Genomic DNA, 22,583 nt, shown 5'->3' with positions numbered 1-22,583 from the left:
CGCCACGCGTAGAAATAGCCCCGAACCGTTGAAACCGGCGGGAAGTCGTTGGGCAACATACGCCATTGGCATCCGGTCGTTGCAATGTAGAGGAGTGCGTCGACCACGTCGCGCAAACATGTCGTACGGGGCCGACCAGTTGTCTTCGGCGGCGACATCGAAGGCGCTATCAACGCCCATTCCGCATCCTTCATATCGCTTGCGTATTTATCGCCTTTTCGATCATGTTGACGGCGGGTGAGTTCAGTCCAAGCCATTGTGATCTCCATTCAGCTTCACAACCGAACAGAATCACAAACCACTGAACTCACTCAAATAGTTTTAAATCGGGCTCTAAGACTTTTCGCACGAATAGTCCTAAAGCGGGGAGGATGTCTCATCCAAAACATCCTCCCCCCTGTCGCTTAGCTTTGCGTCTTTTTCCAGTCGCGGGCGATTTTACCCGCCAGCGACCATTTATGCACTTCGGTCGGCCCGTCATAGATGCGGAACGCGCGGATTTCGCGGAATACCTTTTCCACGATGGTGTCTGCAGTCACGCCTTGGCCGCCCATGACCTGCACGCAGTTGTCGGCGACGCGCATCAGCGCCTCTGACACCGCGACCTTGGTCATTGACGATTCCGTTGTCCCGTAAGCCCCGCTGTCCAGCACATCGGCGCACCACAGCGTCATCAGCTCTGCCTGTTTCAAATCGATGCGGTTCTGCGCGAGCATAAAGCCGACGCCTTCGTGTTCGATCAGCGGTTTGCCAAAGGCGTGGCGGCGGTTGGCGTAGTCGGTTGCGATTTCTTGCGCCCGCACGCAGGCCCCCAGCCAGCGCATACAATGCGACAGCCGCGCCGGGGCAAGGCGGACTTGGGCATAGCGAAAGCCTTCGCCAGCGGCGCCCAGCATCTGATCGGCGGGCAGGCGCAGGTTGTCGATCTCGATCTCGGCATGGCCGCCGGGCATAGAGTTGTCGATGGTATCAAGGATGCGAACGGTTTTGATCGCCGGGTGCGGCAAGTCCACGAGGAACATGCAGGCCCCGTCATCGGATTTCGCCATGACGATGCCGACCTTCGCCCCTACGGCCCCGGTGATATAGGTTTTGCGCCCGTTGATGACCCAGTGATTGCCATCGGGCTTGCAGGTCGTCTGCATCATCGACGGATCAGACCCCGCGCCGCCGTCCGGTTCAGTCATGAAAAAGGCGGATCGCGCGTCGCCTGAGACGAGGGGTTTGAGGAAGCGGTCCTTTAGGTCATCGCTGGCAACTTTGCCCAGCAGAAACATATTGCCTTCATCCGGCGCGGCGGTGTTCAGCGCGACAGGGCCCAGCGGCGACAGGCCAGAGCGGATCAGCACGGCTGCGGTTTCGCGCTGGGTCAAATGCCCAGTGCCGCCGGGGATATGCGGCGTCATGAGCCCGGCAGCGCGGGCGCGGTCGCGCAGATCGGCGACCAGCTCCTCTGACGGGCCATGCGCGCCTTGGCGCGGGTCCTGCTCGAACGGGGCGACGACGTCGCGCACGAAGGCTTCGACTTTGTCGGCAAGGTCGAGCGCGCGGTCGCTGATGCCGCGGCGTTCCAACAGCGCGCTCATTTCGGGGCCATGCGGATGGCGCCGTCTAGGCGGATGACTTCACCGTTCAGCATGATGTTGTCGACGATGGACAGCACCAGCTTGGCATAATCCGCAGGGTCACCAAGGCGGGGCGGAAAGGGGACTTGGCGGCCAAGGCTTTCCTGTGCGTCGGCGGGCAGGCTTTCCATCAAGGGCGTCAGGAACAGGCCCGGCGCGATGGTCATCACGCGGATGCCAAAGCGCGCCATTTCCCGCGCCACGGGCAAGGTCATCGCCGCAATGCCGCCTTTGGACGCCGCATAGGCCGCTTGCCCGATCTGCCCGTCATAGGCCGCGACCGAGGCGGTGTTGATGATCACGCCGCGTTCTTCGTTCTGGGGGCCCAGCGGGTCCAGCCGCTGCATCGCCGCTGCGGCCTGCGCCATGACGTTAAAGCTGCCCGCAAGGTTCACGTTCACGGTGGCCATAAAGTCGGCCAGCGGCAAAGCGTCCCCGTCGCGGTTCACGACCTTGGCGGGCGGCGCGATTCCGGCGCAATTCACGACGATGCGGGCAGGGCCATGGGCTGCTGCCGCATCAATGATCGCCTGCGCGACACTGGCGGGATCGGTGACATCGGTTTGGCAAAAGGTGCCGCCGATCTGCTGCGCGATCGCTTGGCCGGCTTCGGCGTTGCGATCAAAGATCGCGACCTTTGCGCCTGCGGCCGCCATGGCGCGTGCTGTCGCGGCCCCTAGGCCAGAGGCCCCGCCGGCCACGATGGCGGCTTGCTGTGATATGTTCATGGTGTTCCCTCCCTTGTACGCGTCGCGCTGCGCTTTGGGGGAGTGTGGCACTGCGGCCAAGGAAAGGTCCAGAGGGGGATCGGGCGGATTGTTGTGCGGGCAGGGTGACGGGGGCCAGCCCCCGGCGCTGCGCGCCTCCCCCGAGGTATTTTTGACCAGAAGAAGGGGGAGCGGGGCGGCGCGCCGCTGTGCGGGGCGCGCTGCCGGAATGACGTGGTTAGCGGCCTAGCTTGCGCGCGATGTCTTCGGCCAGTTGCGCGACAGCGCTGCCTTGGGCGGCGATGGCACCGGGGATGTCCGGGGTGGCCATGGGCACGGAATAGGCGAAGTTGTGGCTGCTATTGGCAAAATCGATCCCGTCGCCGCCAATGTAGTATTGGCCCGCAAGGCGGAAGGTACCGGTGACGGCGCTGCCCAGCATATCGGACACGCGCACATCGACAGCCACATCGGGCAGTCCGGCAAAGGGCCAAGGATCGGGGCCGACGTTGGCGTTCAGGATATCGCCGACGCCTTGGGTCAGGGCCAGCGTCACGCTGCGGGACGGATCGTCGGCAGACAGCAGATCGCCGTCAGAGGTGATGACGCCCGGCGCGGTTTCCAGCGCGATTTCCTCGGCTGCGGCATAGGTCGGCAGTGACACCGTGCGGATCATGACCGATCCGACACTGGCGCGCAGGCTGGCGGTGGGCTCCACCGCGGGCATGTTCAGCCGGGTGACGGTGCTGCCGCAGGCGGTCGCGGTCAGCAGGGCGGCAAGGGTGAGGGTGGTTTTTAGCATGTTATCGCCCCGTGATCAAAGAGTTAGGATTGCGCTGGATCGCCCGCGCGAGAGAGGACACGGCATCGGCGGCCTCTTGGATGTCGCGCAGGGTGGATAGTGTTTCAGCATTAAAGCGCGAGCGGTCGCCGTAGGACGACAGCACTTCGCCAGTGGATGTCACCAGCAGGCCGGTCTGGCGGGACAGTTCCGGCAGGCTGCGGGCGGCTTCTTCGATCGCTTGGGCCGCATTGTTAGCCGACTGCAAGGCAGCGTTGACGTTCTGGACTGCGCCGCCTGCGCGGATGTCGTTCAGGAACAGCTGCACCTCGTCCAAGGCGGACGACAGGGACGCGGGCAGGGCCTGTGCACTGGGGGTGCCGACCAGCGCGTCGATGCTGTTGAGCGTGGTCTCTGCCGATTTCGCGAGGCTTTCGAGGTCCATCTGCGCGGCATTGGCGGACAGCGTATTGAGCTGCTGCGTGATCGCGGGCAGTTGCTGCGATGCGGTATCCAGATTTTCAGCCGCGCTGGCCGCTGCCGCGATGGCGTTGGTCAATTGGCCGCTGACGTTTTCCGCCGTCAGGTCCGACAGGATCTGGTCGGCGCTGGCGGCAACATTGCGCAATTCGCCGGGCAGGGCCTGCACGTCGCCGCTGGCGATCAGCGCGCGCGCTTCGTCCAGTAGCTGGTTCAGGAACACGGGCACTTCGGCGATGTCGGAATTGTTGGCCACGCCCTCGATCGCGTCCAGCGCAGAGGTCGCCTGCGCCATCAGCGCCTCGACTTCCAAGGCGTTGACCTTGGTCAGCAGGGCCTGCGCCTGGTCAGAGATTTCGCCAAGGTTCTTGGTGCCGTCTTCGACGTTGGCCACGGTTCGGGTGACGCTGCCGACCAGATCGGCGTTGCCGACCTGTTCGATCACGCCGTTGACCTGCGCCATGATGGTCTGCGCCTGTTCCACGACCGCTGCGATCTGGTCTGGGATGGCTTGGATCGCATCGCCGCCAATCAGCGTGCGGGCATCCGACAGCAGACCAGCGACCTGTTCCGGCGTTTGCATCACACCGTCAGACCGCACCAACGCATTGGCGCTGTCCATCAGGTCGATGGCAGAGGTCATCAAATCCTCAATCGGGAGGTTGTTGATCCGGTTCAGCACACCCTGCGCCTGATCGGCTACATCGGTGATGTTGGACACGGTTGTCGGGATGACGGCAAAGGGCTGCTGTTCCACGTTCAGCGTGGCCGGGGCGGCGTCTGCGACCTCTACCAGTTCGACAATCAGCGACCCGGACAGGATATTGCCCGTCACCAGCCGCGCCCGCAGGCCTTGGTTCACGAAGTCTGCCAGCAGGGCCAGCGCGTCGTCCGGTGTCGCGTCTTCGCCAAGGCCAAGGCGGCCCGGTTCAATCGCCAGCACGGTGCGCAGCTCGACCTTAGCTTCGCCTGCGGTGTCGATCACGACAGCCCCCAGATCGGCGACTTGGCCGACGCGCAAACCTTGGAATCGCACCTCGGACCCGACAGCCAAACCGTTGACCGAGCCGTCGAACATGACGGCGACGTTCAGCTTGGGGCGGCCTGCGTCATTGAACAGGCTGCTGCGGGCGGTTTCTTCGTCGGTGAACAGGTCATAAACCTGACCATCGCGGATCGGCGTGCCGCCGGAAACCACGGTATCAAAAGCGATGCCGCCTTCGAGCAGGGACGCCAGCGATCCGACGTTCAGCGCCAAGCCGCCAGAGCCGAGCGAGACGCTGAAGCCAGCGGTGTCCCAAAAGCGGGTGTTGGATGTGATGATCTTGTCGTAGGGCGCGTTCACGAAGGCGCTGACCTCTACCGTCAGGCCGTCGTCTTGCAGCACGGGGGTGCCCAAAACGCCGACTTCGATGCCTTGGTGCAGCACAGGCGCGCCGCCCGACAGGGCGCTGCCGTCATTGGTGCGCAGAACAATTTCCGTGCCCTTTTGACCAGCAGGGGCCAAGGGCGCGCTTTCCAATCCGGTGAAATGGGTTTGCGCGACGTCGGCTTCGGTGTTCCAGTCGCCGGTGATATAAACACCCGACAAAACCGTATCGAGGCCGCTGACACCGCGCAGACCGACCTCTGGCCGGACCACCCAGAAATTGGCGTCCGCATCCAAATAGGGCGCGACGTTCTGATCGACGCGGGCATAGACCAGCACATTTTGCAGATCAGAGGCGAATTCGACCCGTTCCACTGTGCCGACTTCGACGTCGCGGAATTTGATCTTGGTCTCGCCTGCGGTGACGCCGCTGGCGTTTTCAAAGCTGATCTCGACCTCGACGCCGCGGTTGGCAAAGGACTGCCACGCGACGGACACGGACACGATTAATGCCAGGATTGGCACCAGCCAGACAAAGGACAACCGCCGCCAAATGCTGGGCTTTGCGCTGCGCACATCAAGGGCTGCGGCGTTTGTGTTGGGGGTCTCATCGCTCATTCAGCAGTCCTGTCCGCATCCCAGATCAACCGGGGATCAAAGGCCAAAGCCGATAGCATGGTGAACACCACCGACAACGCAAAACTCAACGCAGCAACGCCGGGATTGATCGTTGCGACCCCGCCCAACTGCACTAAGGCCGATAAAATAGCAACGACGAAGACGTCGATCATCGACCAGCGGCCGATGAATTCAACCACATCATATAGTTTGTGGCGCTGGTGCATCTTCAATATCTGCTGCCGGTGCACACTGATCGCCAGATAAGCGATGGCAAAGAACTTGCCGATCGGGATCATGATGGAGGCAACAAACACGATGGCCGCAATGCCATAGCTGTGGTGCCCGACCAACTGGACAACGCCGCCAAGGATTGTCGCCTCTGAATGTTCGACCAGCGTGTTGGTGATCAGCATCGGATAGATATTGGCCGGGATAAAGGCGATGATCCCGGCGATCAGCCAGGCCCATACCTTTTGCATGCTTTGCGTATCGCGGCTTTCCAGCGGGCCATGGCAACGCTTGCAACGCACTGCGCCGCCCGCGTGGACTTGTCCGCAGCGGGTGCAGGCGATCAGCCCCGCCTCGCGTGCGGTGGTCAGGCGTTGTAGCCCGTGTCCAGTGCTTTCCAAATCGAATACCTATTCATGATTTGATCGTTAAAGACGGTGATGATGACCAGCGCCACAAAGGCCCAGAACGCGGGGCCGACCGTGACCGTGGCCATGCCTGCAATCTTGACCAGCGCCACGGTGACGCCGACCATGAAAATCTCGGCCATGGCCCAAGGGCGCAGCTGTTCGGTCAGGGCAAAGGCGACGCGGGCGCTGTGATGCGGCTTGGACCCGTTCACCAGCGGGCCGATGGCAAAGATCAGCGCCAGAAGCCGCACCAGCGGCAGCACGACGATAAACAACGCCACCGCAATCGCCAGCGGGATCCCCTTGCCGGAACTGAACACCGTGATCGCATGAATGACCGAGGTCGCGTTGTGCTGACCCGACACATCCAGATCAAGGAACGGAAAGCTGATCGCCGCGACCATCAGCACGACGGCGGCGCTGGCAAGGCTGACAAGGCGGACAATTGCCTGCGGCTCTGACGTCAGCAGCAGGATGCCGCAGCGGCGGCAATAGGCCTTTGACCCTTCGGGCAAATCCTGTTCCAGATGCAGCGTGTCGCAGTGCGGGCAAGCGATCAGGTCATCCAATGGGGGCAGGGCAGCGGTGTCGGTCATAGGGTGGCGGCACTTGACTTTATCTGGGGCAGCATACCTGCTGCGGTAACATGTCAGGGCATCATAATCGCAATCAGCGGCAATGGCTACGCCCCCCACAAAAGGTTCATATGTCAGACTTCATCTTTGCCCCCGCCGATCAGCCCAGCCTGCCCATCGCGGGCGCGGCAGACCGTTTCCCTGTGCGCCGCATTTTTTGCGTGGGCCGCAACTATGCCGCCCATGCCGCCGAGATGGGCAATGAGGTGGACCGGGATGCGCCGTTCTATTTCACCAAATCCGCCCATGCCTTGCTGCAATCGGGCCAAGACATGCCCTATCCTCAAGCCACCCACGATCTGCACCATGAGATCGAGCTTGTCGTCGCCATCGGCCCATCCGTCGGGTTGACCAATCCGCCAGCGGATGAAGTCGCGATCTTTGGCTATGCCGTCGGTCTGGATATGACCCGCCGCGACCTGCAAGCGGCGGCCAAGGACGGGCGCAAGCCGTGGGATACGGGCAAGGACTTTGAAAACGCGGCCATCATTGGCGCGATCACCCCGGCAGAGGGCGCCTTGCTGGACGCCGCCCATATCCGGCTTGATGTGAATGGGGACCTGCGCCAAACCGCGCCGCTGTCCGATATGATTCACAGCGTGAAAGCGATCATCGCGCATCTGTCCACGCTGTATCACCTGCGGTCCGGCGATCTGATCATGACCGGCACCCCCGCAGGCGTTGCCGCCGTGGTGCGCGGGGATAAGCTGGTGGGCATCGTCGACGGGCTAGAGCCTGTCACAACCACCATCGTCTAATACGAAAACGGCGGCCCCATGGAACGGGGCCGCCGTAAGCTTTGTTTTAGAAGCCTTTGATCAGGCAGGCATATCCGCCTTGATCTTATCGCCGATAATTTCGGCCGTGGCCGCCGACAGAGTCCAGCCAAGGTGGCCGTGGCCTGTGTTGTAATAGACGCCCGGACGCTTGCCCGCATCGACCTTGGGCAGCATGTTCGGCATCATCGGACGCAGGCCCGCCCAAGGTATTGCATGTTCGGTGACGACGTCGGGAAAGTAATCCTCGACCCAGCGGACCAGCGGCTGCACCCGGTCATCGCGGATGTCCCAGTTGTAGCCGTTGAACTCTGCCGTGCCAGCGATCCGCAGACGGTCATTGCCCAGACGCGAGGTGACGACCTTGGCCTTATCGTCCAGCAAGCTGACCCAAGGGGCGGCTTCGCGGCTTTTGTCGTCGTCCAGTTTCACGGTGATGGAATAGCCTTTCACCGGATAGATGTTCACCCGGTCGCCCAGCATCTTGCCGAACTTGCGGCTGGTCACACCGGCGCAGATCACGACAGCGTCGAACTCGGCATCGAACTTCGCGCCTTTGTTGTCCTTCCACTTGACCAAATGCCCGCCATCCTGCGGCGCGATGTTGGTCACGTCAGAGCTATAGTGGAACGTCACACCCTTTTTCTGGCAGGCATCCGACAGCCCGCGGCTATACATGTGAATGTCGCCGGTGGCGTCCGACGGCGTAAAGAAACCGCCGTAAAAATCGCCGTGCACAGCAGGTTCAATCGTCTTGATCTCGGACGGGGAAACGGCATTGCGCTCTAGCCCGCCTTCGGCCAGCAGGGCGTTTACCCGCTCGGCGTGCTGGTAATCTTTCTTGTCCTTATAGACGTGCAGAATCCCGCGCTCTTCGACGTCAAAGGCAAAGCCTTCTTTCTTGGCCGTCGCGTGCAAATGCTCGCGCGCGGTGATCGCAAGGCGCACGGTTTCCACGGTGTTTTTGCGGTAATGCGGGATATTGGCGACGAATTCGGCCATCCACGAATATTTGTGCCAGCTTGGCTTGGGGTTCACCAGCAGCGGGGCGCTGCGCTGGGTCATGTATTTCAGACCCTTGATGACGGTGGACCACTGATTCCACACCTCGGCGTTGGACGCGGACAGCTGTCCGCCATTGGCGAACGACGTATCCATCGCCGCATAGCGGTTCTGGTCAAACACGGTGACCGCGTAGCCCCGGTTCAGCAGGGCATAGGCGGTTGTTACACCGGTCACGCCGGCTCCGATTACAGCAATTTTCTTCATAGATCACATAGCCTTATCAACAGATCACGTTTCGACGCAGGATACCTGCGCCAACGACCCCCTCTGTCGATGAACCTGAGAGTTTACGCAGAAGCGACCCTTCTGCTTTCCCCTTCGGTGGGCCCGGGAATGACCGGACCGCTTTCCAGATTGTCAGCTTTCGTGCAGTCCGTTTGCCTGAGAGTTTCCGGGGGGTTGCTCCTTCGGCGCCAGGTCAGGACTGGTCTCTCCTGCACAAGCTTATGTGACACGCGCTGATTAATTGCGAAACGCGCACCGGGCAAGAGAATTTGTTGGCGGTCGTGGGGATGTAGGGCAGTTTTGCCCCGCGCCGGGCGTCAGTGCTTAGTTAATAAGCGCCGTTAGAACAGCGGCGCTGGCCGAGGCCCGGCGCACCGGGCCTCGACCGATCAATCACATGTCGGGCACAAGCGCCGCGACGCCGTACATGCCGTCTTCGCCTTTGATCAGCATCATTGTCACGGCCTGACCGTCGGCCATGTCTTCCATGACTTCGGCATTTTCCATCAGCGTCATGTCCATGGTCATCGCGGGCCAACCGATTTCGGGGATCGGTTCGTGGCTGACGTTGACGGTGCCATCGCCCATTGAATGAACGATCGCCTTTACATGAATGGCGCTGTCCAGCACCGCCTGATCCATCGGCGTTTCGCCGTGGCCCATGGTGCTGTGATCCATCGCGCCATGATCCATGCTGGTCATGTCGTTTGTCATGTCGTTTGTTTGGGCAAAGGCTGTGCCTGCGCTGAGGATTAGGCCTGTCACCAGTGTGAGTGTCTTGTGCATCGTCGTCTCCTTCTTGGGGTTTGGGTTATGGGGCTGGGCGATCATTCGCCCGGCACCGCATGGGGTCCGGTGACAGGGGCGTCATGCGCGCCGGCCAGCCGTTCAGCGTTGACGCGGGGTAGCGCAAAGCGTTTCCAGATCACAAAAATTGCGGGGATCACGAGCAGGGTCAGCAGCGTGGCAGTCGCCATGCCGCCAACCATCGGGGCCGCGATCCGCTGCATGATCTCTGACCCGGTGCCGTGGCCATACATGATCGGGATCAGCCCGGCAAAGATCGTGGCGACGGTCATCACCTTGGGGCGCACCCGCAGCAGCGCGCCTTCAAACACGACCTGTTCGACGTCCACTGGCGTCAGATCGCGCTGTTCGGCAACGGCGACCTTTTTGCGCTTTTCCCACGCAAGGTTCAGGTAAAGCAGCATGACGATGGCTGTTTCCACCGCGACCCCGGCCAGCGCGATAAATCCGACCAGCACGGCGACCGAGATATCAAAACTTAGGTACCAGATCAGCCAGACCCCGCCCGCCAAGGCCACGGGTAGGGCGGCCAAAATGATCGCCACCTCTGTCACGCGGCTAAAGGCCATGAACAGCATCAGGGTGATGATCAGCAGCGTCGCCGGGGCCACCAGCGCTAGCCGGTCCTGCATCCGTTCGATGTATTCGTATTGCCCGGACCACGCGATGGAATAGCCCGTGGGCAGATCGACAGTGCGGGCGACAAGATCGCGCGCTTCGTTCACATAGCCGCCCAGATCGCGCCCCGCGATGTCGATGAAAACAAAGCCCGTGCGCCGCGCGTTTTCGGACCGGATCATGCCGGGGCCGTCGACGATGGCGATCTCTGCAATGGCACCCAGCGGGATATGCGCGCCTGACGGTGTGACGACAGGCAAATCGCGCAGGCGTTCGGGGCTGTTGCGCCATTCCTGCGGATACCGCAGGTTGATCGGAAAGCGTTCCAGCCCTTCGACGCTCTCGGACACCTGCATGCCGCCGATGGCGGTCTGCACGACGTCTTGGACGTCTCGCACGCTCATCATATAGCGCGCGGCCTCGTCGCGGTTGACGTTAATCTCGATAAAGCGCCCGCCGACCGGGCGTTCGGCATAGGCCGAGGCGGTGCCGTCGATCCCGGCGACGGCCTGTTCAACCGCGATGCCGATGGTTTCGATCACCTTCAGATCAGCGCCCGAGATTTTGACGCCGACGGGTGTCTTGATGCCCGTCGCCAGCATGTCGATCCGGTTCTTGATTGGCTGAATCCATACATTGGTGACGCCGGGGATTTGCACGGCGCGGTCAAGTTCCGCGCGGATGCCTTCCATGGTCATGCCCTCGCGCCACTCCGCCTCTGGCTTTAGCTGCACAGTGGTTTCGATCATCGTTAGGGGGGCAGGGTCGGTGGCGCTGTCGGCGCGGCCCAGCTTGCCGTGAACGGTCAGCACCTCTGGCACTGTGGCGATCAGGCGGTCAGTCTGTTGCAGAACCTCGCGCGCTTTACCGATGGACACGCCGGGATACAGCGATGGCATGTAAAGGAAATCGCCCTCGTTCAGTTCGGGCATGAATTCCGTGCCGATGCGTTGCAGGGGCCACGCCATCGACCCCACCAGCACGACAGCCAGCAGCGTCGTGGCATAGGGCCACGCGACGGCGGCATCCAGAAACGGGCGGTAGATCCAGATGACGAAGCGGTTCAGCGGGTTCTTATGCTCTGGCAGGATGCGGCCCCGCACGAAGTAGCCCATCAGAACCGGCACCAGCGTGATCGACAGGATAGAGGCCGCGGCCATGGCATAGGTTTTGGTGAACGCCAGCGGTTTGAACAGGCGTCCTTCTTGGCTTTCCAGCACAAAGACGGGCAGGAAACTGACTGCAATGATGGCGAGGGAAAAGAACAGGGCAGGGCCGACTTCTTCGCAACACTCCGTCACGATGCGCCAGCGGTTTTGCGGCGTCAGGGGTTCCTTTTCGATCCGCCTGTGCATCGCTTCGATCATCACAATCGCTGCGTCCACCATCGCGCCGATGGCGATTGCGATGCCGCCAAGGGACATGATGTTGGCGTTCACGCCTTGCAGCTTCATCACGATGACCGCGACGAAAATACCCAAGGGCAGTGACAGCACGATCACCAGCGACGACCGGATGTGCAGCAGGAACGCGGCACAGACCAGCACGACGACGATAAATTCCTCGGTCAGTTTGTCCGACAGGTTCTCAATCGCGCGCTCGATCACGCCGGCGCGGTTGTAGGTCGTGACGATCTCGACGCCCTCTGGTAGGTTGGGGCGCAGCTCTTCGATCCGCGCCTCGACCGCCTTGATCGTGGACAGGGCATTGCCGCCCCAGCGCAGGATCACGACACCGCCGACAGCGTCACCGATCCCGCCAAATTCACCGACACCGCGACGCAGTTCTGGCCCCAGCCGGATGTCGGCCACGTCGCCCAGCGTCACTGCGGCACCGCGCGCGTTCACCATCAGCGGCGCGCTGGCCAGATCGGACAGTTCGTCCACATACCCGGTAGAGCGGACCATATATTCCGCCTCGCCCATCTCGATCACGCTGCCGCCGGTTTCGCGGTTTGCGCCTTGGATCGCGCCGCGCACTTGTGCGAGCGTCAGGTCATAGGCGCGCAGTTTGTTGGGGTCGATCACGACCTGATACTGCTTGACCATGCCGCCGATGGTGGCGACCTCTGACACGCCATCGACGGTCTGAAGCTCGTATTTCAGGAACCAGTCCTGAAGCGTGCGCAGTTCGGACAGGTCGTGATTTCCGGTCCGGTCGATCAGCGCATATTGATAGATCCAGCCGACACCGGTGGCGTCCGGTCCCAGTTCGGGCGACACCCCGTCAGGCAGGTTCGACGTGATCTGGCTGAGGTATTCCAGCACCCGTGACCGCGCCCAGTACAGGTCGGTGCCATCCTCGAACACGACATAGACGTAGCTGTCGCCAAAGAACGAAAACCCGCGCACGTCCGTCGCCCCCGGCACCGCAAGCATGGCCGTGGTGATGGGATAGGTGACCTGATCTTCGACCACTTGCGGGGCTTGGCCTGCGTAGGGCGTCTTGATGATGACCTGCACGTCCGACAGGTCGGGGATCGCGTCAACAGGCGTTTCGCGTACGGCCCAGACGCCAGCGATGGCGATCATGACGCTGACCGCGAGCACCAGAAAGCGGTTCGCGATGGACGCGCGGATGATGGCAGGGATCATTGGCCGACCTGCTGATCATCTGCCACGCCCACCAGCGTCAGCGTGAAATCATCGTTGCGCGTCATCAACAGCGTCACGTCCTGCCCAATCGGCAGATCGCCCGCCGCAAGCGCCGGGTCCACGGCAAAGTCCATCGTCATGCCGGGCATGCCGATATCGACCATCGGGCCGTGGGTGATATTGGCCATGCCGGCCTCGGGGTCGATGGTGTTGATGGTGCCGGTCACCGTCATCGGGGGTTTTGGCATTTCTGCCGCAGCCAGCACCATCGTCATGCCGTCCGGGCGGTCAAAGGTCAGGGTCGTTGCCACGCCGACGGGCAGGGCCGCGGGATCGACGGCGGCCGTCAGGTCAAAGTCCATTGTCATGCCCGGCATGCCAATTTCGGTGATGTTGCCATGGGTGATCGTGGCGCGGCGGGCAGCCACATCGACGGCGTCAATGGTGCCTGCAACGGTGATCGGGGCGGCGGTTGTGGGGGCTGGCGTTACGGCAGAGGTTTCAGGCATCTCCATTTGCATGCCGTCTTCCACCGGGCGCACGCCGACAATCACAAAGGTATCGCCGTCCTTGGCGAGATCAAAGTTGACGGCGGTGCCGACCGTGACAGCTGCGGTGTCTACGCCCGCCACAGGCATATCCATCACCATCGCGGGCCAGCCCAAATCGGGGATCGGCTCGTGGTTCATGGTCAGCTTGCCGTCAGCGGTGACGCCTTCGACCACGCCAACCCCGGTCGCAGCGATCCCGTCGTCGCTGCGGACATCGGACAGATACAGCAGTCCTCCGGCGCCTCTTGTAATCTGGAAGGCGACGTCTTGCCCGATGGTCATGCGGTCCATCGCCACATCGGCGCGGACGGGGAACTTAGATTCCATCGCAGGCCAACCCAAGGAATCAAGCGCGGCATGACGGATCGTCGCGTTTCGTGTTTCGGGATCAAAGGCTAGCAGCGTGCCGGCCCCCTTGGCGGGGGCCGCATCCGTCGGGGCCATCCGCATCAGACCCGCGTTCAGCGCGCTTTCGCTGTCGATCAGGAACTGAGCCGAGGCGACGACTTCGTCCCCCGCAGCCAAACCCTGCACGACTTCGGTGCGGCCGCCTTCGTCGAAATCATCGCGCAGACCGGTTGTGATCAGACGCGGGGCAAAGGTGCCTTCGCCGGTCTTTAGGATCACACGCTCGGCGCTGCCCGTGCGGATAATCGCCTCTGTCGGGACGGTCAGCGCCAGCCGCGATGCGCCCGGGGACAGGGCCACAGTTGCGAACATATTCGGCTTCAGCAGCCCTTCGGCATTATCCACGACCAGCCGCACGGGCAGGGTCCGCGTCTTGGCGTCAAGTTCGGGATAGATGTAGTCGACACGGCCTTCGAATACGCGGCCGTTCATGTGTTCAAAGCGGATCGCGGCGGTCATGTCGTCGGTCAGGCGGGCGATGTCCCGCTCGAACACATCGACGACCAGCCAGACAGTCGCCAAGTCGGTCAGGGACACGGCGCGGACATTGGGTTGCAGATACATGCCATCCGCCGCCTCGATCCCGATGACAACGCCGTCTTGCGGGGCATAGACCGACAGGTTGCGCGCAATCTCGCGCGAGGTTTCGACCTGTGTGATCTGGTGGTCCGACATGCCGACGCTGCGCAGGCGGTTGCGCGAAATCTCGATGATGCGGGTATTGCCCTCTTGCAGGGCGCGGATGTGTTCGGCGCTGGCCGATCCGATTTCGGGCGAGAACATAGCGAACAGCAGATCGCCCTTGGCCACCCGGTCCCCGACGGCGCGGACCTTCAGATCCTCGATCCAGCCTTCCACGCGGGTGTGCACATGGCTGGTCAGGTGATCGTCATAGCCGACATAGCCAACGGTCGGAATTGTCTGGGAAATATCCTGCGTTGTGGCGACGGCCGTGCGCACGCCGATGGCGTTAATCTCGGCCGCGGAAAGCGTGACGGTGGATGGATCGGCGGCGGGCGCATCCCCTGCGTAAACCGGGATCAGGTCCATCCCCATTGGGGATTTGCCCGGACCGTCCTTGCGAAAGTTCGCGTCCATAGGCGCGACCCAATACAGGACCTCTGGCCCCGTATCCGCCATGGTGTCATCGCGGTTAAAGTAAAACCGTTCAGCCGAAATGCCGCCGGCCAAACCGGCCCCAAGCGCCAGAATGGAAAGTGCTGCGTAGCGTCCGCTCATCGTGTGCCCTCACGCGGCCCGCCATTGCGCGCCGTGGATAAAGATCAATTGTAAAAGGGGTGCGGTCCATTTGACGGCGCAGCCCCTCGGTTATCGATCAGGCGTGTTTTGGGGGTTTGGGAAGCATGGCAGGGCTGGTGCCGCCGGCCACCGCTTCATCAAGCGTCGCCGGATTTGCCATCACCTCTATCCGGGATGATGCATTTTGGATCATGGCCACAGGCATGGCATAAAAACAAATCATGCCCGCACACAGCGCGTCTGTTTCGTGGCATGTCTGGGTCTGGGTCTGGGGCTGCGTTTGGTCAACGTCACTTGCGCCGTGATGGTGCGCAGCTGCAGATGCCTGCATGTCTGACATGGCAGACATATCGCACTGCATGCCCATCGCTGCGTGCGCCGCAAGCGGTGCCAGCAAGCCCACGATGACACAAAGCACCGCAAGGTGCTGCATGATTACACGAAAAGGGTTTTGCAGGGCAGACGTCATATCCCGTGGATACCGCCGAACGGCAGAACTGCAAGTCACAAAAGTAACAGATCATGTTTCACGGCACGTCATGTTGCCGCACACCCGTGCACGCTGCAAACGCGCGCAAACCGCGACCCGCTGCCGCGCCCACATTCAGCAACTTGCTTTTGTTGGCATACCCACCATAGGTAGGGGTCATGTTGATCCTGCGTGCCTTACTCGTTCTGTTGGTCCTTTGCACCACAGTCACTGCCAGCGTCGCCGCTGGTGGGCACGAACATGTGATGGGCGATGCCGCACACGCAGGGAACGACACCCCTGCAGCGGACGCGACTGTCGCATGCTGCGGTGACGCGAATGACGCGGCACCCGTGTGCCATGTCTGGGTCGCGCTTGTGCCCGAAGCTGCGACGATCCACGGCGCACAGCAACTGCGGCGCGCTGCGTCCATTGGGCCGCCAAACAGGCTTGCTGGAACAGCGCCTTCATCTCTTTTGAACCCTCCCCGCGTAGGCTGAGCGTCTAAGCCGTCCCGTAACGCTGCGCCTTTTGCCATCCTATGGATTGGCGCAGTTTGATCACTTCGTCCGAGGTTCAAAATCATGACTTTTATCAAACTTCCCCTGATGGCTCTGGCCGTCGGTCTGTCGACACTCAGCTTGCCTGTCTTTGCGCAGGCCGCAGATTCTGCGATGGACCATGCCATGCATGTCACCAAAAGCCCCACCTGCGGCTGCTGCGAGGCATGGGTCGATCTGGCAAGGGCCGATGGCTTTGACATCACGATCACCGATGCAGACGATGTCGCGCCAACCAAGGTGCAGGTCGGCGTGCCGCCAGAGCTGTGGTCCTGCCATACCGCTGTCGTTGACGGCTACGTCATAGAAGGGCACGTGCCCTTCGACGCCATCGCCAAGTTGTTGCAAGACAAGCCTGCGATCACCGGCCTTTCGGTGCCCGGTATGCCGATGGGGTCCCCCGGAATGGGCGATGATCCTACGGCGCAATACAATGTGATTGCTTTTGGCGGCGCGGCAGAACGCGGCGCAATCTATTTCGAGGCTGGCCAGTGAAGCGCGGCCTGATTGCCGGGCTTGGTATCGTGGCCGCAGGCGGGCTTTGGTTCGCCTTGGCGGGCGATAAATCGCAAGCGGGCACGATCCGCCTGATGCCCGGCGATGCGGCGATCGTGGCAGAGGGTGCGGAGCTTTATGCAGCGCATTGCGCAAGCTGTCATGGCGCAGATTTGCAGGGGGCACCCAACTGGCAGTCACCCAATTCTGGCGGCCGGCTGCCTGCGCCGCCGCACGACGCCAGCGGGCATAGCTGGCATCACGACAGCGCCACCTTGTTCGCGCTGACGAAACTGGGGGTGGCGGAAATGATTGGCGATCCAACCTACAAATCGGACATGCCCGCGTTTGGGGAAACCCTGACTGACGATCAGATCATCGCTGTGCTAAGCTATATTAAGTCCACTTGGCCGCAAAGCATCCGCGATAGCCATGACATGAGGGAGGACCAATCGTGAAGACATCTATCCTAGCGGCAGCCTTTGCGCTGACAGCAACCTTTGTCTTGGCCCACGCCAAACCCGCCACGATGACGCCAGAGGACGGATCGACCGTGACCGCGCCAGAGGTTATCGCGATTCACTTTGACGCCCCGATGCGCGTGACGGCCTTTACCCTGACCGGACCGGACGGAGACATCGCCGTGACCCGCACCGTCGGAATGGAGCCGGTCACGCAGTTTGACGCCGCACCGGGCAGCCCGCTGCTACCTGCGGATTATACAGTCGAGTGGCGCGGCATGTCGCAGGACGGGCATCCCATGCAGGGCAGCTTTGCCTTTGCGGTCGCGGACTGATTGGGGATGGAGGGTGGGACTGCCATCGACGGCCTGACCGCCTGCGCCATTATCGCAAAAGCCATCGGTTCTGCGGCCGCCTTGCTGGCGATGGGTGGGCCGTTGTTCGTGATCGCCTTTCGGCAGGCCCCGGCCACGGTGCTGCAAATGGCGCGGCAGATCGCCGTTGCTGCGGCCATGATCGGCATCGCGGTGTTGGCAGTCCGCTTTGGCATCCGCGCCGCGCGGATTTCTGGCATGGGGTTTGCAGGGGCTGTGGACCCCATGATGCTGGGCTTTGTGTGGGACTCGCCGCTGGGAACGGCAGCGATCTGGCGCATGGCGGGATATCTGTGTGTCCTTGGGCTGATGATGCCCAAGCGGGGCGGGGTTGCCGTGTCCCTGATCGGCGCTGGGCTGTTGGCTGTGTCCTATACCCGCGTCGGGCATGCCCTAAGCGATCCGCAAATGCTGTTGTCGGCCCTGTTGGTGGTGCATCTGTTGGCGGTGGCGCTGTGGGTTGCGGCGCTGCTGCCCCTGCGCCGCGCCGCCAGTGTGCCGGCGGGTGCTGCGCTGCTGCATAACTTTGGCGTTCTGGCCAGCGTGACGGTGCCAGTATTGATTATTGCGGGGCTCGGATTCGCTTGGATCATGGCCGGATCACTCTGGGCCCTGTTCGGGACGGCCTATGGGCTGATGCTGCTGGCCAAGGTGGCGCTGGTGTCGATCCTTCTGATGCTGGCAGCGCTAAATAAATGGCGGTTGGTGCCCGCGCTTGCGCGCGGTTTGCCCGAAGCGGACAAGGCGCTGCGACGCGCCATCACGTTAGAGGTCGCCATCGTCGGCCTGATCCTACTGGCGACGGCGACACTCACGTCCGTCACGACGCCGCCCATTCATCTGTAAGCGGACGGTCATGGCGCATCCGGCAGGGCGCACGGAAATACAATAATTGCCTAAAAAGTACGTTTTGACCCGTTGGTCTTTAGCCAAAGCCAACCTTTGAATCCGGCTACAACTAACACCATGCAGATCAACGGAACTATCCAGCCCGTGATGATTTGTGCAGCACTGATCGGCTCATTTCCTGCGGCCGTCCATCCGATGTAGGAGGAAAACGCGCTGGCACCGAGGAATGCGCTGAACAGGACGAGTACCAAGGGCAGCCACGCTGAATTTCCAGCGCGGATACGAAAAGCAAGGATAATGAGCAATAACGCTATAGTGGCGCACCACGCCACGATGGTCAGGTTCGGCGTTGGTTGAAAAAGGGTGGTCAGGGACACCAATGCTGCGTTTGCCCCCATGACCAAGGCGGGGAGCCCAGCCATTTTGACAGCTTCTTTTGCGCTATCTTCGTCAGTAGAGGATATCCAATACCCAAAAAGCTTTGTTTTAGTCGCCATATACGTTGCCGCCCCCGTGAATTGTGAGGGTAATTTACCTGCTATGTTCGCAAAGAAAACCCGTAAAGTCGGCTAATAAAGTCGTTCACGACGTCGACACACCTACCAAAAAACCACCGTTTTTGAACATTCATAAACGCGCCTTTTTTGAATGCGCCTAAGGCCTGCCGCGCTGACTAAGCTGCCGTTGCCCCGCCGTATTCTAACCTCTGCTTCTAAAAACCAGTGGTACGCTACATGCCATACAAGGATGAACCACGACGGTTAGCGCTTATACACTGATCAAATGGATCAATTGGTTTAATGTGGTTTCAAGATCGCCTGGGCGCTGGGTGGCGCGGGCCACCATCATCGAACCTTCCAAGCTGGATACAAACGTCGCTGCCAAAGCGTCCGCATCAACGTCCTGTCTTAATTCCATGCTGGCTTGGCCGTCCCGTATGACTGCTGCGATCCATGCACGTTGCGCGTCAAAGAACGCAATGACTTCGGCGCGGACTTGATCTGGCAAGGTTGACGCATCCGCCGCAAGTATACCCCCAAGGCACAGGCCGCCACGTTCTTGCAGTGTCGCCACAAATAGGGACCCGTAAGCGCGCAAAAGCTCTGGCGTTGACCCCGCCTTTAGCCCGTCTAGCGCGGCGTTGAACGCCTCGCGGTAAGCCCGCGCTGTTGCTTCGGCAAGATCGGCCTTGGTTGCAAAATGGTAATGAATGCTTGCGCTTTTGATCCCGACTTCGGCGGCGATGTCACGAAAGCTGAAGCCGTTATAGCCTCTATCCATCATCAGCACGCGGGCTGAATCCAAAATAGCCGCAGCTTTGTCGTTTCGGTCCGTCATATGCCTCAGGTCCCTTTGCCTACCTAGTACTAGATAGTGGGTTGACCTGCGGGAATCAAGTCACTAGCCAATGCGTGCCTATCTAGTACTAGATAGGTAAGTGAGCAAAGGAAACGCTATGACAAATCTTATCCTAAACCGCCGGGCTTTGATGGCAGGCTCTGCTGCGACAGCGCTTGCCGCCCCTAGCATCGTAAGTGCGAATGTTCTTGGCGGCGGACCTCTTGGCCAAGGCACCACGCCGCTAGAGCACGGCATCGTCACCGTTGCCGACTTTGGAGAGGTCAAAATCCACAGCTACCAAAGTCCGGATTTGACAGGCTGCGTGACCACACATGTCATTGAAACACCCGAGCGGCTGGTGTTTGTGGACGGTCAAAGGTCAGTCATCTACGGCCAAGAGGTGCGTGACTACGCCGAGAAGACGGGCAAGCCGGTGGATCGCATGATCATCTCTCACCTGCATCCTGACCACTGGTTCGGGGCCTATCAATTTCGCGATGTGCCTATTTTTGCATTTGCCGAGACGCAGGCCGAAATCGATCAGCTTGGCGCATTCTTTATCGAAATCAGCATCGAGTCATTGGGCGAACACGTGCCGCCAACCAAGGTCGTGCCAAACCGCGTCATTGAACACGGCGCTGTCGAAGTTATCGATGGCGTGACCTTTGAATTCCGTCATGTCACAGACGCGGAATCCGACAACATGATGACGATCTACCTTCCTGATCAAAAAGTTCTGATTGCTCAGGACATGTTGTACAACAATTGCCACCTGTTCTGCGGTCACGGCAACTTTGACGGCTGGAAAAATGGCCTTGTCGAGATGCGTAAAGACACCTCCTTTGATCTAGTGCTGCCCGGTCACGGCCCTACTGCGGGATCGCGTCAGGCGATGGATGATGCGCTGATCTATCTTGACCACGTTCAGGCCGCTTATGCCAAATCCGAAACGGGTGACGCATTGAAGGCCGCGATTTTGGACCGGTATCCGTCATATCTGGCGGCAGGTCTTGTCGACATTCAAAACCTGTTTCTGTTCCCGAAGGGTTAACTTATCCCCGTTGCGGGCGACCCGCCCGCAACGCCAAAACCGGCCGCCGCTATCAGTCCTGCGCTGTTAGCGTGATATTGCAGGGCAGGGCCTGCAAGCTGATGCGCTCTGCGTTCGAAATATCGTTCCCCTCGGCGCGGCGGGTGGCGGCGGTGCGGGAATGGTTCAGCGATAGCCAGCGCTGGATCAGCCGGGCGCGCAGTTGCGGCATCGGCACTTCGAGGCGCACGGACAGATCCCACAGGGGGGCCAGATTCGCCCAAGGCATCTCGTTGAACATCAGGTAATTGCCTTCGACGATAATCACCGCGCAATTGGCAGGGACGACAACAGCGCCCGCAATCGACAGATCGCGGCTGCGGTCGAACATGGGGGCCACGACCTCTACTGCTTCTTTCATGCGGCGGATCATGTGCAAAAAACCGTCTGCGTCGAATGTTTCCGGCGCGCCCTTACGGGCCCGCAGGCCGCGCGCGTCCAGGACGGCGTTATCCAGATGAAACCCGTCCATTGGCACGATCATGGCCGAACAGCGTTCTTGGTTCAGCCGCCGCGCCAGTTCGGACGCCAGCGTTGACTTGCCGCTGCCAGGCGCGCCCGCGACGCAGATCAAGAGCCGCTCTTGCGTCTCGTGCATCTCGTGTACGCGTTCTGCCAGCAGGTTAACCTGTTCTGTGATACTTTGCATAACTGCCCTCGTTTTCGCGTTTGCCGCGATTTGAGGGTAGGGTAGCGCCGCGCCGCCCGCGCATTGAAGCGTAAAGCGCGGCGTCTGCGCCTTTTGCGTAACACCCATGACCGGGATGACACACACGCTGGGCAGCGCCCGCGCTTTGCCCTAACTCTTGGATATGAGCGATACTCCGCACCCAACCACTCAGCTGCAACAGCCCGCAATCCGCCCCCACGTGGGCGTCGTAAGGCGGCTTTGGGCGCTGATGATGGCCGTTTGGACCACCGCGACAGAGCGGCACATTTCCCTGATCGCCGCAGGCGTCGCGTTCTTTGGCATGTTTGCCTTATTCCCCGCGTTGGCTGCGATCATCGCGGTCTATGGCTTGCTTGCCGATCCGACCATCGTGGTGCAACAGCTTGAATTGATGAAGGAAATCATCCCAGAGGACACCTATCTGCTGTTCGTTGGCCAGATGGGCCGCTTGCTTGCGGCGCAGACGGGCACGCTGGGCTGGGCCTCTGGTCTGTCGCTGTTCCTTGCGCTGTGGGCTGCACGTGCGGGCGTTGCCGGGTTGATGGAAGGGCTGAACGCCATCGCCAACCGGCCTGCGCGCAACGGGTTCAAGCAGATCATCGTGGCGCTGACGCTGACGGTCACCTTGGTCGCGCTGGCGATTCTCGCTCTGGCGGCTGTGGTCATCGCGCCCATCGTGATGAAGTTCGCCCATATCGACCCCACAACCGCGTGGCTGCTAGAGGCGATCCGCTGGGTTGTTGCGCTGTTTGTTTTGTATGCCGCGCTGTCGCTTTTGTACCGTTTTGGCCCCAATCAACGCGGCGCGCGTTTGCGCTGGATGACCATCGGGGCAGGGACCGCCGTCATCCTATGGATCGCCGCATCCGCAGGTCTATCCTACTACCTCGGAAATTTTGGGCGCTATAACGAGGTATACGGTTCTATCGGTGCGGTCATTGGCATGCTGCTGTGGCTCTACATCACCGCCTACCTTATTTTGTTGGGCGCGGCGCTGAACTTGCGGGTGCATGGCAACATCGACGGGCATCACTAAAACCTGCAGGCTATTGCAAATGTGTCACCATCAGGGCGGGTATGGGGAATGCTTCGCCACATTTCACCTAGCTTAAAG

The 22,583-nt window shown here is 61.1% G+C and carries 23 protein-coding genes and 1 riboswitch; of the genes, 8 read left to right on the top strand and 15 right to left on the bottom strand.

From position 1 onward, the window contains the following. The 7 genes from BM131_RS16750 to BM131_RS16720 form a co-directional block, all read right to left on the bottom strand. A partial coding sequence (locus BM131_RS16750; protein ID WP_139222669.1) for a transposase occupies positions 1–257 on the bottom strand: 257 nt, incomplete at its 3' end. Between the two features lie 147 nt (positions 258–404). Beyond that, positions 405–1,586 (bottom strand): acyl-CoA dehydrogenase family protein, encoded by a 1,182-nt coding sequence (locus BM131_RS16745; protein ID WP_090191297.1) that lies wholly within the window; start codon positions 1,584–1,586, stop codon positions 405–407. Further along, positions 1,583–2,353 carry an SDR family NAD(P)-dependent oxidoreductase gene (locus tag BM131_RS16740; protein ID WP_090191296.1) on the bottom strand — a complete coding sequence of 257 codons (771 nt, stop codon included), beginning with the start codon at positions 2,351–2,353 and terminating at the stop codon, positions 1,583–1,585. The genes BM131_RS16745 and BM131_RS16740 overlap by 4 nt, the downstream gene beginning before the upstream one ends. Before the next feature lie 217 nt (positions 2,354–2,570). Then, the gene (locus BM131_RS16735) at positions 2,571–3,134 is read right to left on the bottom strand and encodes a PqiC family protein (protein ID WP_090191294.1); all 564 of its coding nucleotides are present in this window, start codon (positions 3,132–3,134) and stop codon (positions 2,571–2,573) included. A 1-nt stretch (position 3,135) separates the two neighbouring features. Next, on the bottom strand, positions 3,136–5,580 hold the full coding sequence (locus BM131_RS16730) for an MlaD family protein (protein ID WP_090191292.1): 2,445 nt from the start codon (positions 5,578–5,580) through the stop codon (positions 3,136–3,138). Beyond that, positions 5,577–6,212 carry a paraquat-inducible protein A gene (locus tag BM131_RS16725; protein WP_090191291.1) on the bottom strand — a complete coding sequence of 212 codons (636 nt, stop codon included), beginning with the start codon at positions 6,210–6,212 and terminating at the stop codon, positions 5,577–5,579. The genes BM131_RS16730 and BM131_RS16725 overlap by 4 nt, the downstream gene beginning before the upstream one ends. Further along, positions 6,179–6,817: a paraquat-inducible protein A gene (locus BM131_RS16720; protein WP_175499408.1), complete on the bottom strand. Its 639-nt coding sequence runs from the start codon at positions 6,815–6,817 to the stop codon at positions 6,179–6,181. Before BM131_RS16720 ends, BM131_RS16725 begins: the two co-directional genes overlap by 34 nt. Positions 6,818–6,927: 110 nt before the next feature. Here BM131_RS16720 and BM131_RS16715 point away from each other — a divergent pair, with 110 nt between their 5' ends. Then, a complete protein-coding gene (locus BM131_RS16715) occupies positions 6,928–7,614 on the top strand; it encodes a fumarylacetoacetate hydrolase family protein (protein ID WP_090191289.1) in 687 nt (228 codons plus the stop codon). Between the two features lie 60 nt (positions 7,615–7,674). Here the strand turns inward: BM131_RS16715 and BM131_RS16710 are convergent, their stop codons facing one another. The 5 genes from BM131_RS16710 to BM131_RS20315 all read right to left on the bottom strand — a co-directional run bounded on the left by BM131_RS16710 (position 7,675) and on the right by BM131_RS20315 (position 15,629). Next, the gene (locus tag BM131_RS16710; protein WP_090191288.1) at positions 7,675–8,901 is read right to left on the bottom strand and encodes a D-amino acid dehydrogenase; all 1,227 of its coding nucleotides are present in this window, start codon (positions 8,899–8,901) and stop codon (positions 7,675–7,677) included. Positions 8,902–9,056: 155 nt separating this feature from the next. Then, positions 9,057–9,144: riboswitch (glycine riboswitch) on the bottom strand. 171 nt (positions 9,145–9,315) lie between these two features. Next, entirely contained in the window at positions 9,316–9,708 is a 393-nt protein-coding gene (locus BM131_RS16705) for a copper-binding protein (RefSeq protein ID WP_217646881.1), read from the bottom strand. Positions 9,709–9,749: 41 nt separating this feature from the next. Then, positions 9,750–12,941 carry an efflux RND transporter permease subunit gene (locus tag BM131_RS16700; RefSeq protein WP_090191286.1) on the bottom strand — a complete coding sequence of 1,064 codons (3,192 nt, stop codon included), beginning with the start codon at positions 12,939–12,941 and terminating at the stop codon, positions 9,750–9,752. After that, positions 12,938–15,139, bottom strand: coding sequence for an efflux RND transporter periplasmic adaptor subunit (locus BM131_RS16695; RefSeq protein ID WP_090191284.1), 2,202 nt, complete (start codon positions 15,137–15,139; stop codon positions 12,938–12,940). Before BM131_RS16695 ends, BM131_RS16700 begins: the two co-directional genes overlap by 4 nt. Positions 15,140–15,236: 97 nt before the next feature. After that, a complete protein-coding gene (locus tag BM131_RS20315) occupies positions 15,237–15,629 on the bottom strand; it encodes a hypothetical protein (RefSeq protein WP_090191283.1) in 393 nt (130 codons plus the stop codon). Between the two features lie 179 nt (positions 15,630–15,808). Between BM131_RS20315 and BM131_RS16685 the strand changes: the two genes are divergently transcribed. The 5 genes from BM131_RS16685 to BM131_RS16665 all read left to right on the top strand — a co-directional run bounded on the left by BM131_RS16685 (position 15,809) and on the right by BM131_RS16665 (position 18,365). Continuing rightward, complete coding sequence (locus BM131_RS16685; RefSeq protein ID WP_090191281.1) at positions 15,809–16,129, top strand: hypothetical protein; 321 nt, start codon at positions 15,809–15,811, stop codon at positions 16,127–16,129. Between the two features lie 84 nt (positions 16,130–16,213). Beyond that, positions 16,214–16,684, top strand: coding sequence for a DUF411 domain-containing protein (locus BM131_RS16680; protein WP_090191279.1), 471 nt, complete (start codon positions 16,214–16,216; stop codon positions 16,682–16,684). Then, positions 16,681–17,142, top strand: coding sequence for a c-type cytochrome (locus BM131_RS16675; RefSeq protein WP_245754283.1), 462 nt, complete (start codon positions 16,681–16,683; stop codon positions 17,140–17,142). The genes BM131_RS16680 and BM131_RS16675 overlap by 4 nt, the downstream gene beginning before the upstream one ends. Next, positions 17,139–17,480, top strand: coding sequence for a copper resistance CopC family protein (locus tag BM131_RS16670; protein ID WP_090191278.1), 342 nt, complete (start codon positions 17,139–17,141; stop codon positions 17,478–17,480). Before BM131_RS16675 ends, BM131_RS16670 begins: the two co-directional genes overlap by 4 nt. Before the next feature lie 6 nt (positions 17,481–17,486). Then, positions 17,487–18,365: a copper resistance D family protein gene (locus tag BM131_RS16665; RefSeq protein WP_090191276.1), complete on the top strand. Its 879-nt coding sequence runs from the start codon at positions 17,487–17,489 to the stop codon at positions 18,363–18,365. A 50-nt stretch (positions 18,366–18,415) separates the two neighbouring features. Here the strand turns inward: BM131_RS16665 and BM131_RS16660 are convergent, their stop codons facing one another. Then, positions 18,416–18,865 carry a hypothetical protein gene (locus BM131_RS16660; protein WP_139222672.1) on the bottom strand — a complete coding sequence of 150 codons (450 nt, stop codon included), beginning with the start codon at positions 18,863–18,865 and terminating at the stop codon, positions 18,416–18,418. 271 nt (positions 18,866–19,136) lie between these two features. Continuing rightward, complete coding sequence (locus BM131_RS16655; protein ID WP_090191273.1) at positions 19,137–19,706, bottom strand: TetR/AcrR family transcriptional regulator; 570 nt, start codon at positions 19,704–19,706, stop codon at positions 19,137–19,139. Between the two features lie 118 nt (positions 19,707–19,824). Here BM131_RS16655 and BM131_RS16650 point away from each other — a divergent pair, with 118 nt between their 5' ends. After that, entirely contained in the window at positions 19,825–20,760 is a 936-nt protein-coding gene (locus tag BM131_RS16650) for an MBL fold metallo-hydrolase (RefSeq protein ID WP_090191271.1), read from the top strand. Positions 20,761–20,812: 52 nt separating this feature from the next. Here BM131_RS16650 and BM131_RS16645 read toward each other — a convergent pair whose 3' ends face one another. After that, on the bottom strand, positions 20,813–21,448 hold the full coding sequence (locus BM131_RS16645) for a nucleoside/nucleotide kinase family protein (protein ID WP_090191301.1): 636 nt from the start codon (positions 21,446–21,448) through the stop codon (positions 20,813–20,815). A gap of 163 nt (positions 21,449–21,611) precedes the next feature. Between BM131_RS16645 and BM131_RS16640 the strand changes: the two genes are divergently transcribed. Then, positions 21,612–22,505 carry a YihY/virulence factor BrkB family protein gene (locus tag BM131_RS16640; RefSeq protein WP_245754282.1) on the top strand — a complete coding sequence of 298 codons (894 nt, stop codon included), beginning with the start codon at positions 21,612–21,614 and terminating at the stop codon, positions 22,503–22,505. Positions 22,506–22,583: the final 78 nt, after the last annotated feature.

It is taken from the genome of Loktanella salsilacus, assembly GCF_900114485.1.
GTDB classification, from domain to species: Bacteria; Pseudomonadota; Alphaproteobacteria; order Rhodobacterales; family Rhodobacteraceae; genus Loktanella; species Loktanella salsilacus.
Note: the sequence above shows the minus strand (reverse complement) of the source record. Positions and strands in the feature narration are given on the sequence as shown.

Excerpts from the sequence above, each read along its gene's own strand:
- BM131_RS16740 (WP_090191296.1), bottom strand. The coding sequence starts at position 2,353 with ATGAACATATCACAGCAAGCCGCCATCGTGGCCGGCGGGGCCTCTGGC.
- BM131_RS16735 (WP_090191294.1), bottom strand. The coding sequence starts at position 3,134 with ATGCTAAAAACCACCCTCACCCTTGCCGCCCTGCTGACCGCGACCGCC.
- BM131_RS16720 (WP_175499408.1), bottom strand. The coding sequence starts at position 6,817 with ATGACCGACACCGCTGCCCTGCCCCCATTGGATGACCTGATCGCTTGC.
- BM131_RS16685 (WP_090191281.1), top strand. The coding sequence starts at position 15,809 with ATGTTGATCCTGCGTGCCTTACTCGTTCTGTTGGTCCTTTGCACCACA.
- BM131_RS16730 (WP_090191292.1), bottom strand. The coding sequence starts at position 5,580 with ATGAGCGATGAGACCCCCAACACAAACGCCGCAGCCCTTGATGTGCGC.
- BM131_RS16705 (WP_217646881.1), bottom strand. The coding sequence starts at position 9,708 with ATGCACAAGACACTCACACTGGTGACAGGCCTAATCCTCAGCGCAGGC.
- BM131_RS16650 (WP_090191271.1), top strand. The coding sequence starts at position 19,825 with ATGACAAATCTTATCCTAAACCGCCGGGCTTTGATGGCAGGCTCTGCT.
- BM131_RS16700 (WP_090191286.1), bottom strand. The coding sequence starts at position 12,941 with ATGATCCCTGCCATCATCCGCGCGTCCATCGCGAACCGCTTTCTGGTG.
- BM131_RS16640 (WP_245754282.1), top strand. The coding sequence starts at position 21,612 with ATGAGCGATACTCCGCACCCAACCACTCAGCTGCAACAGCCCGCAATC.
- BM131_RS16695 (WP_090191284.1), bottom strand. The coding sequence starts at position 15,139 with ATGAGCGGACGCTACGCAGCACTTTCCATTCTGGCGCTTGGGGCCGGT.
- BM131_RS16715 (WP_090191289.1), top strand. The coding sequence starts at position 6,928 with ATGTCAGACTTCATCTTTGCCCCCGCCGATCAGCCCAGCCTGCCCATC.
- BM131_RS16645 (WP_090191301.1), bottom strand. The coding sequence starts at position 21,448 with ATGCAAAGTATCACAGAACAGGTTAACCTGCTGGCAGAACGCGTACAC.
- BM131_RS16680 (WP_090191279.1), top strand. The coding sequence starts at position 16,214 with ATGACTTTTATCAAACTTCCCCTGATGGCTCTGGCCGTCGGTCTGTCG.
- BM131_RS16660 (WP_139222672.1), bottom strand. The coding sequence starts at position 18,865 with ATGGCGACTAAAACAAAGCTTTTTGGGTATTGGATATCCTCTACTGAC.
- BM131_RS16710 (WP_090191288.1), bottom strand. The coding sequence starts at position 8,901 with ATGAAGAAAATTGCTGTAATCGGAGCCGGCGTGACCGGTGTAACAACC.
- BM131_RS16665 (WP_090191276.1), top strand. The coding sequence starts at position 17,487 with ATGGAGGGTGGGACTGCCATCGACGGCCTGACCGCCTGCGCCATTATC.
- BM131_RS20315 (WP_090191283.1), bottom strand. The coding sequence starts at position 15,629 with ATGACGTCTGCCCTGCAAAACCCTTTTCGTGTAATCATGCAGCACCTT.
- BM131_RS16655 (WP_090191273.1), bottom strand. The coding sequence starts at position 19,706 with ATGACGGACCGAAACGACAAAGCTGCGGCTATTTTGGATTCAGCCCGC.
- BM131_RS16745 (WP_090191297.1), bottom strand. The coding sequence starts at position 1,586 with ATGAGCGCGCTGTTGGAACGCCGCGGCATCAGCGACCGCGCGCTCGAC.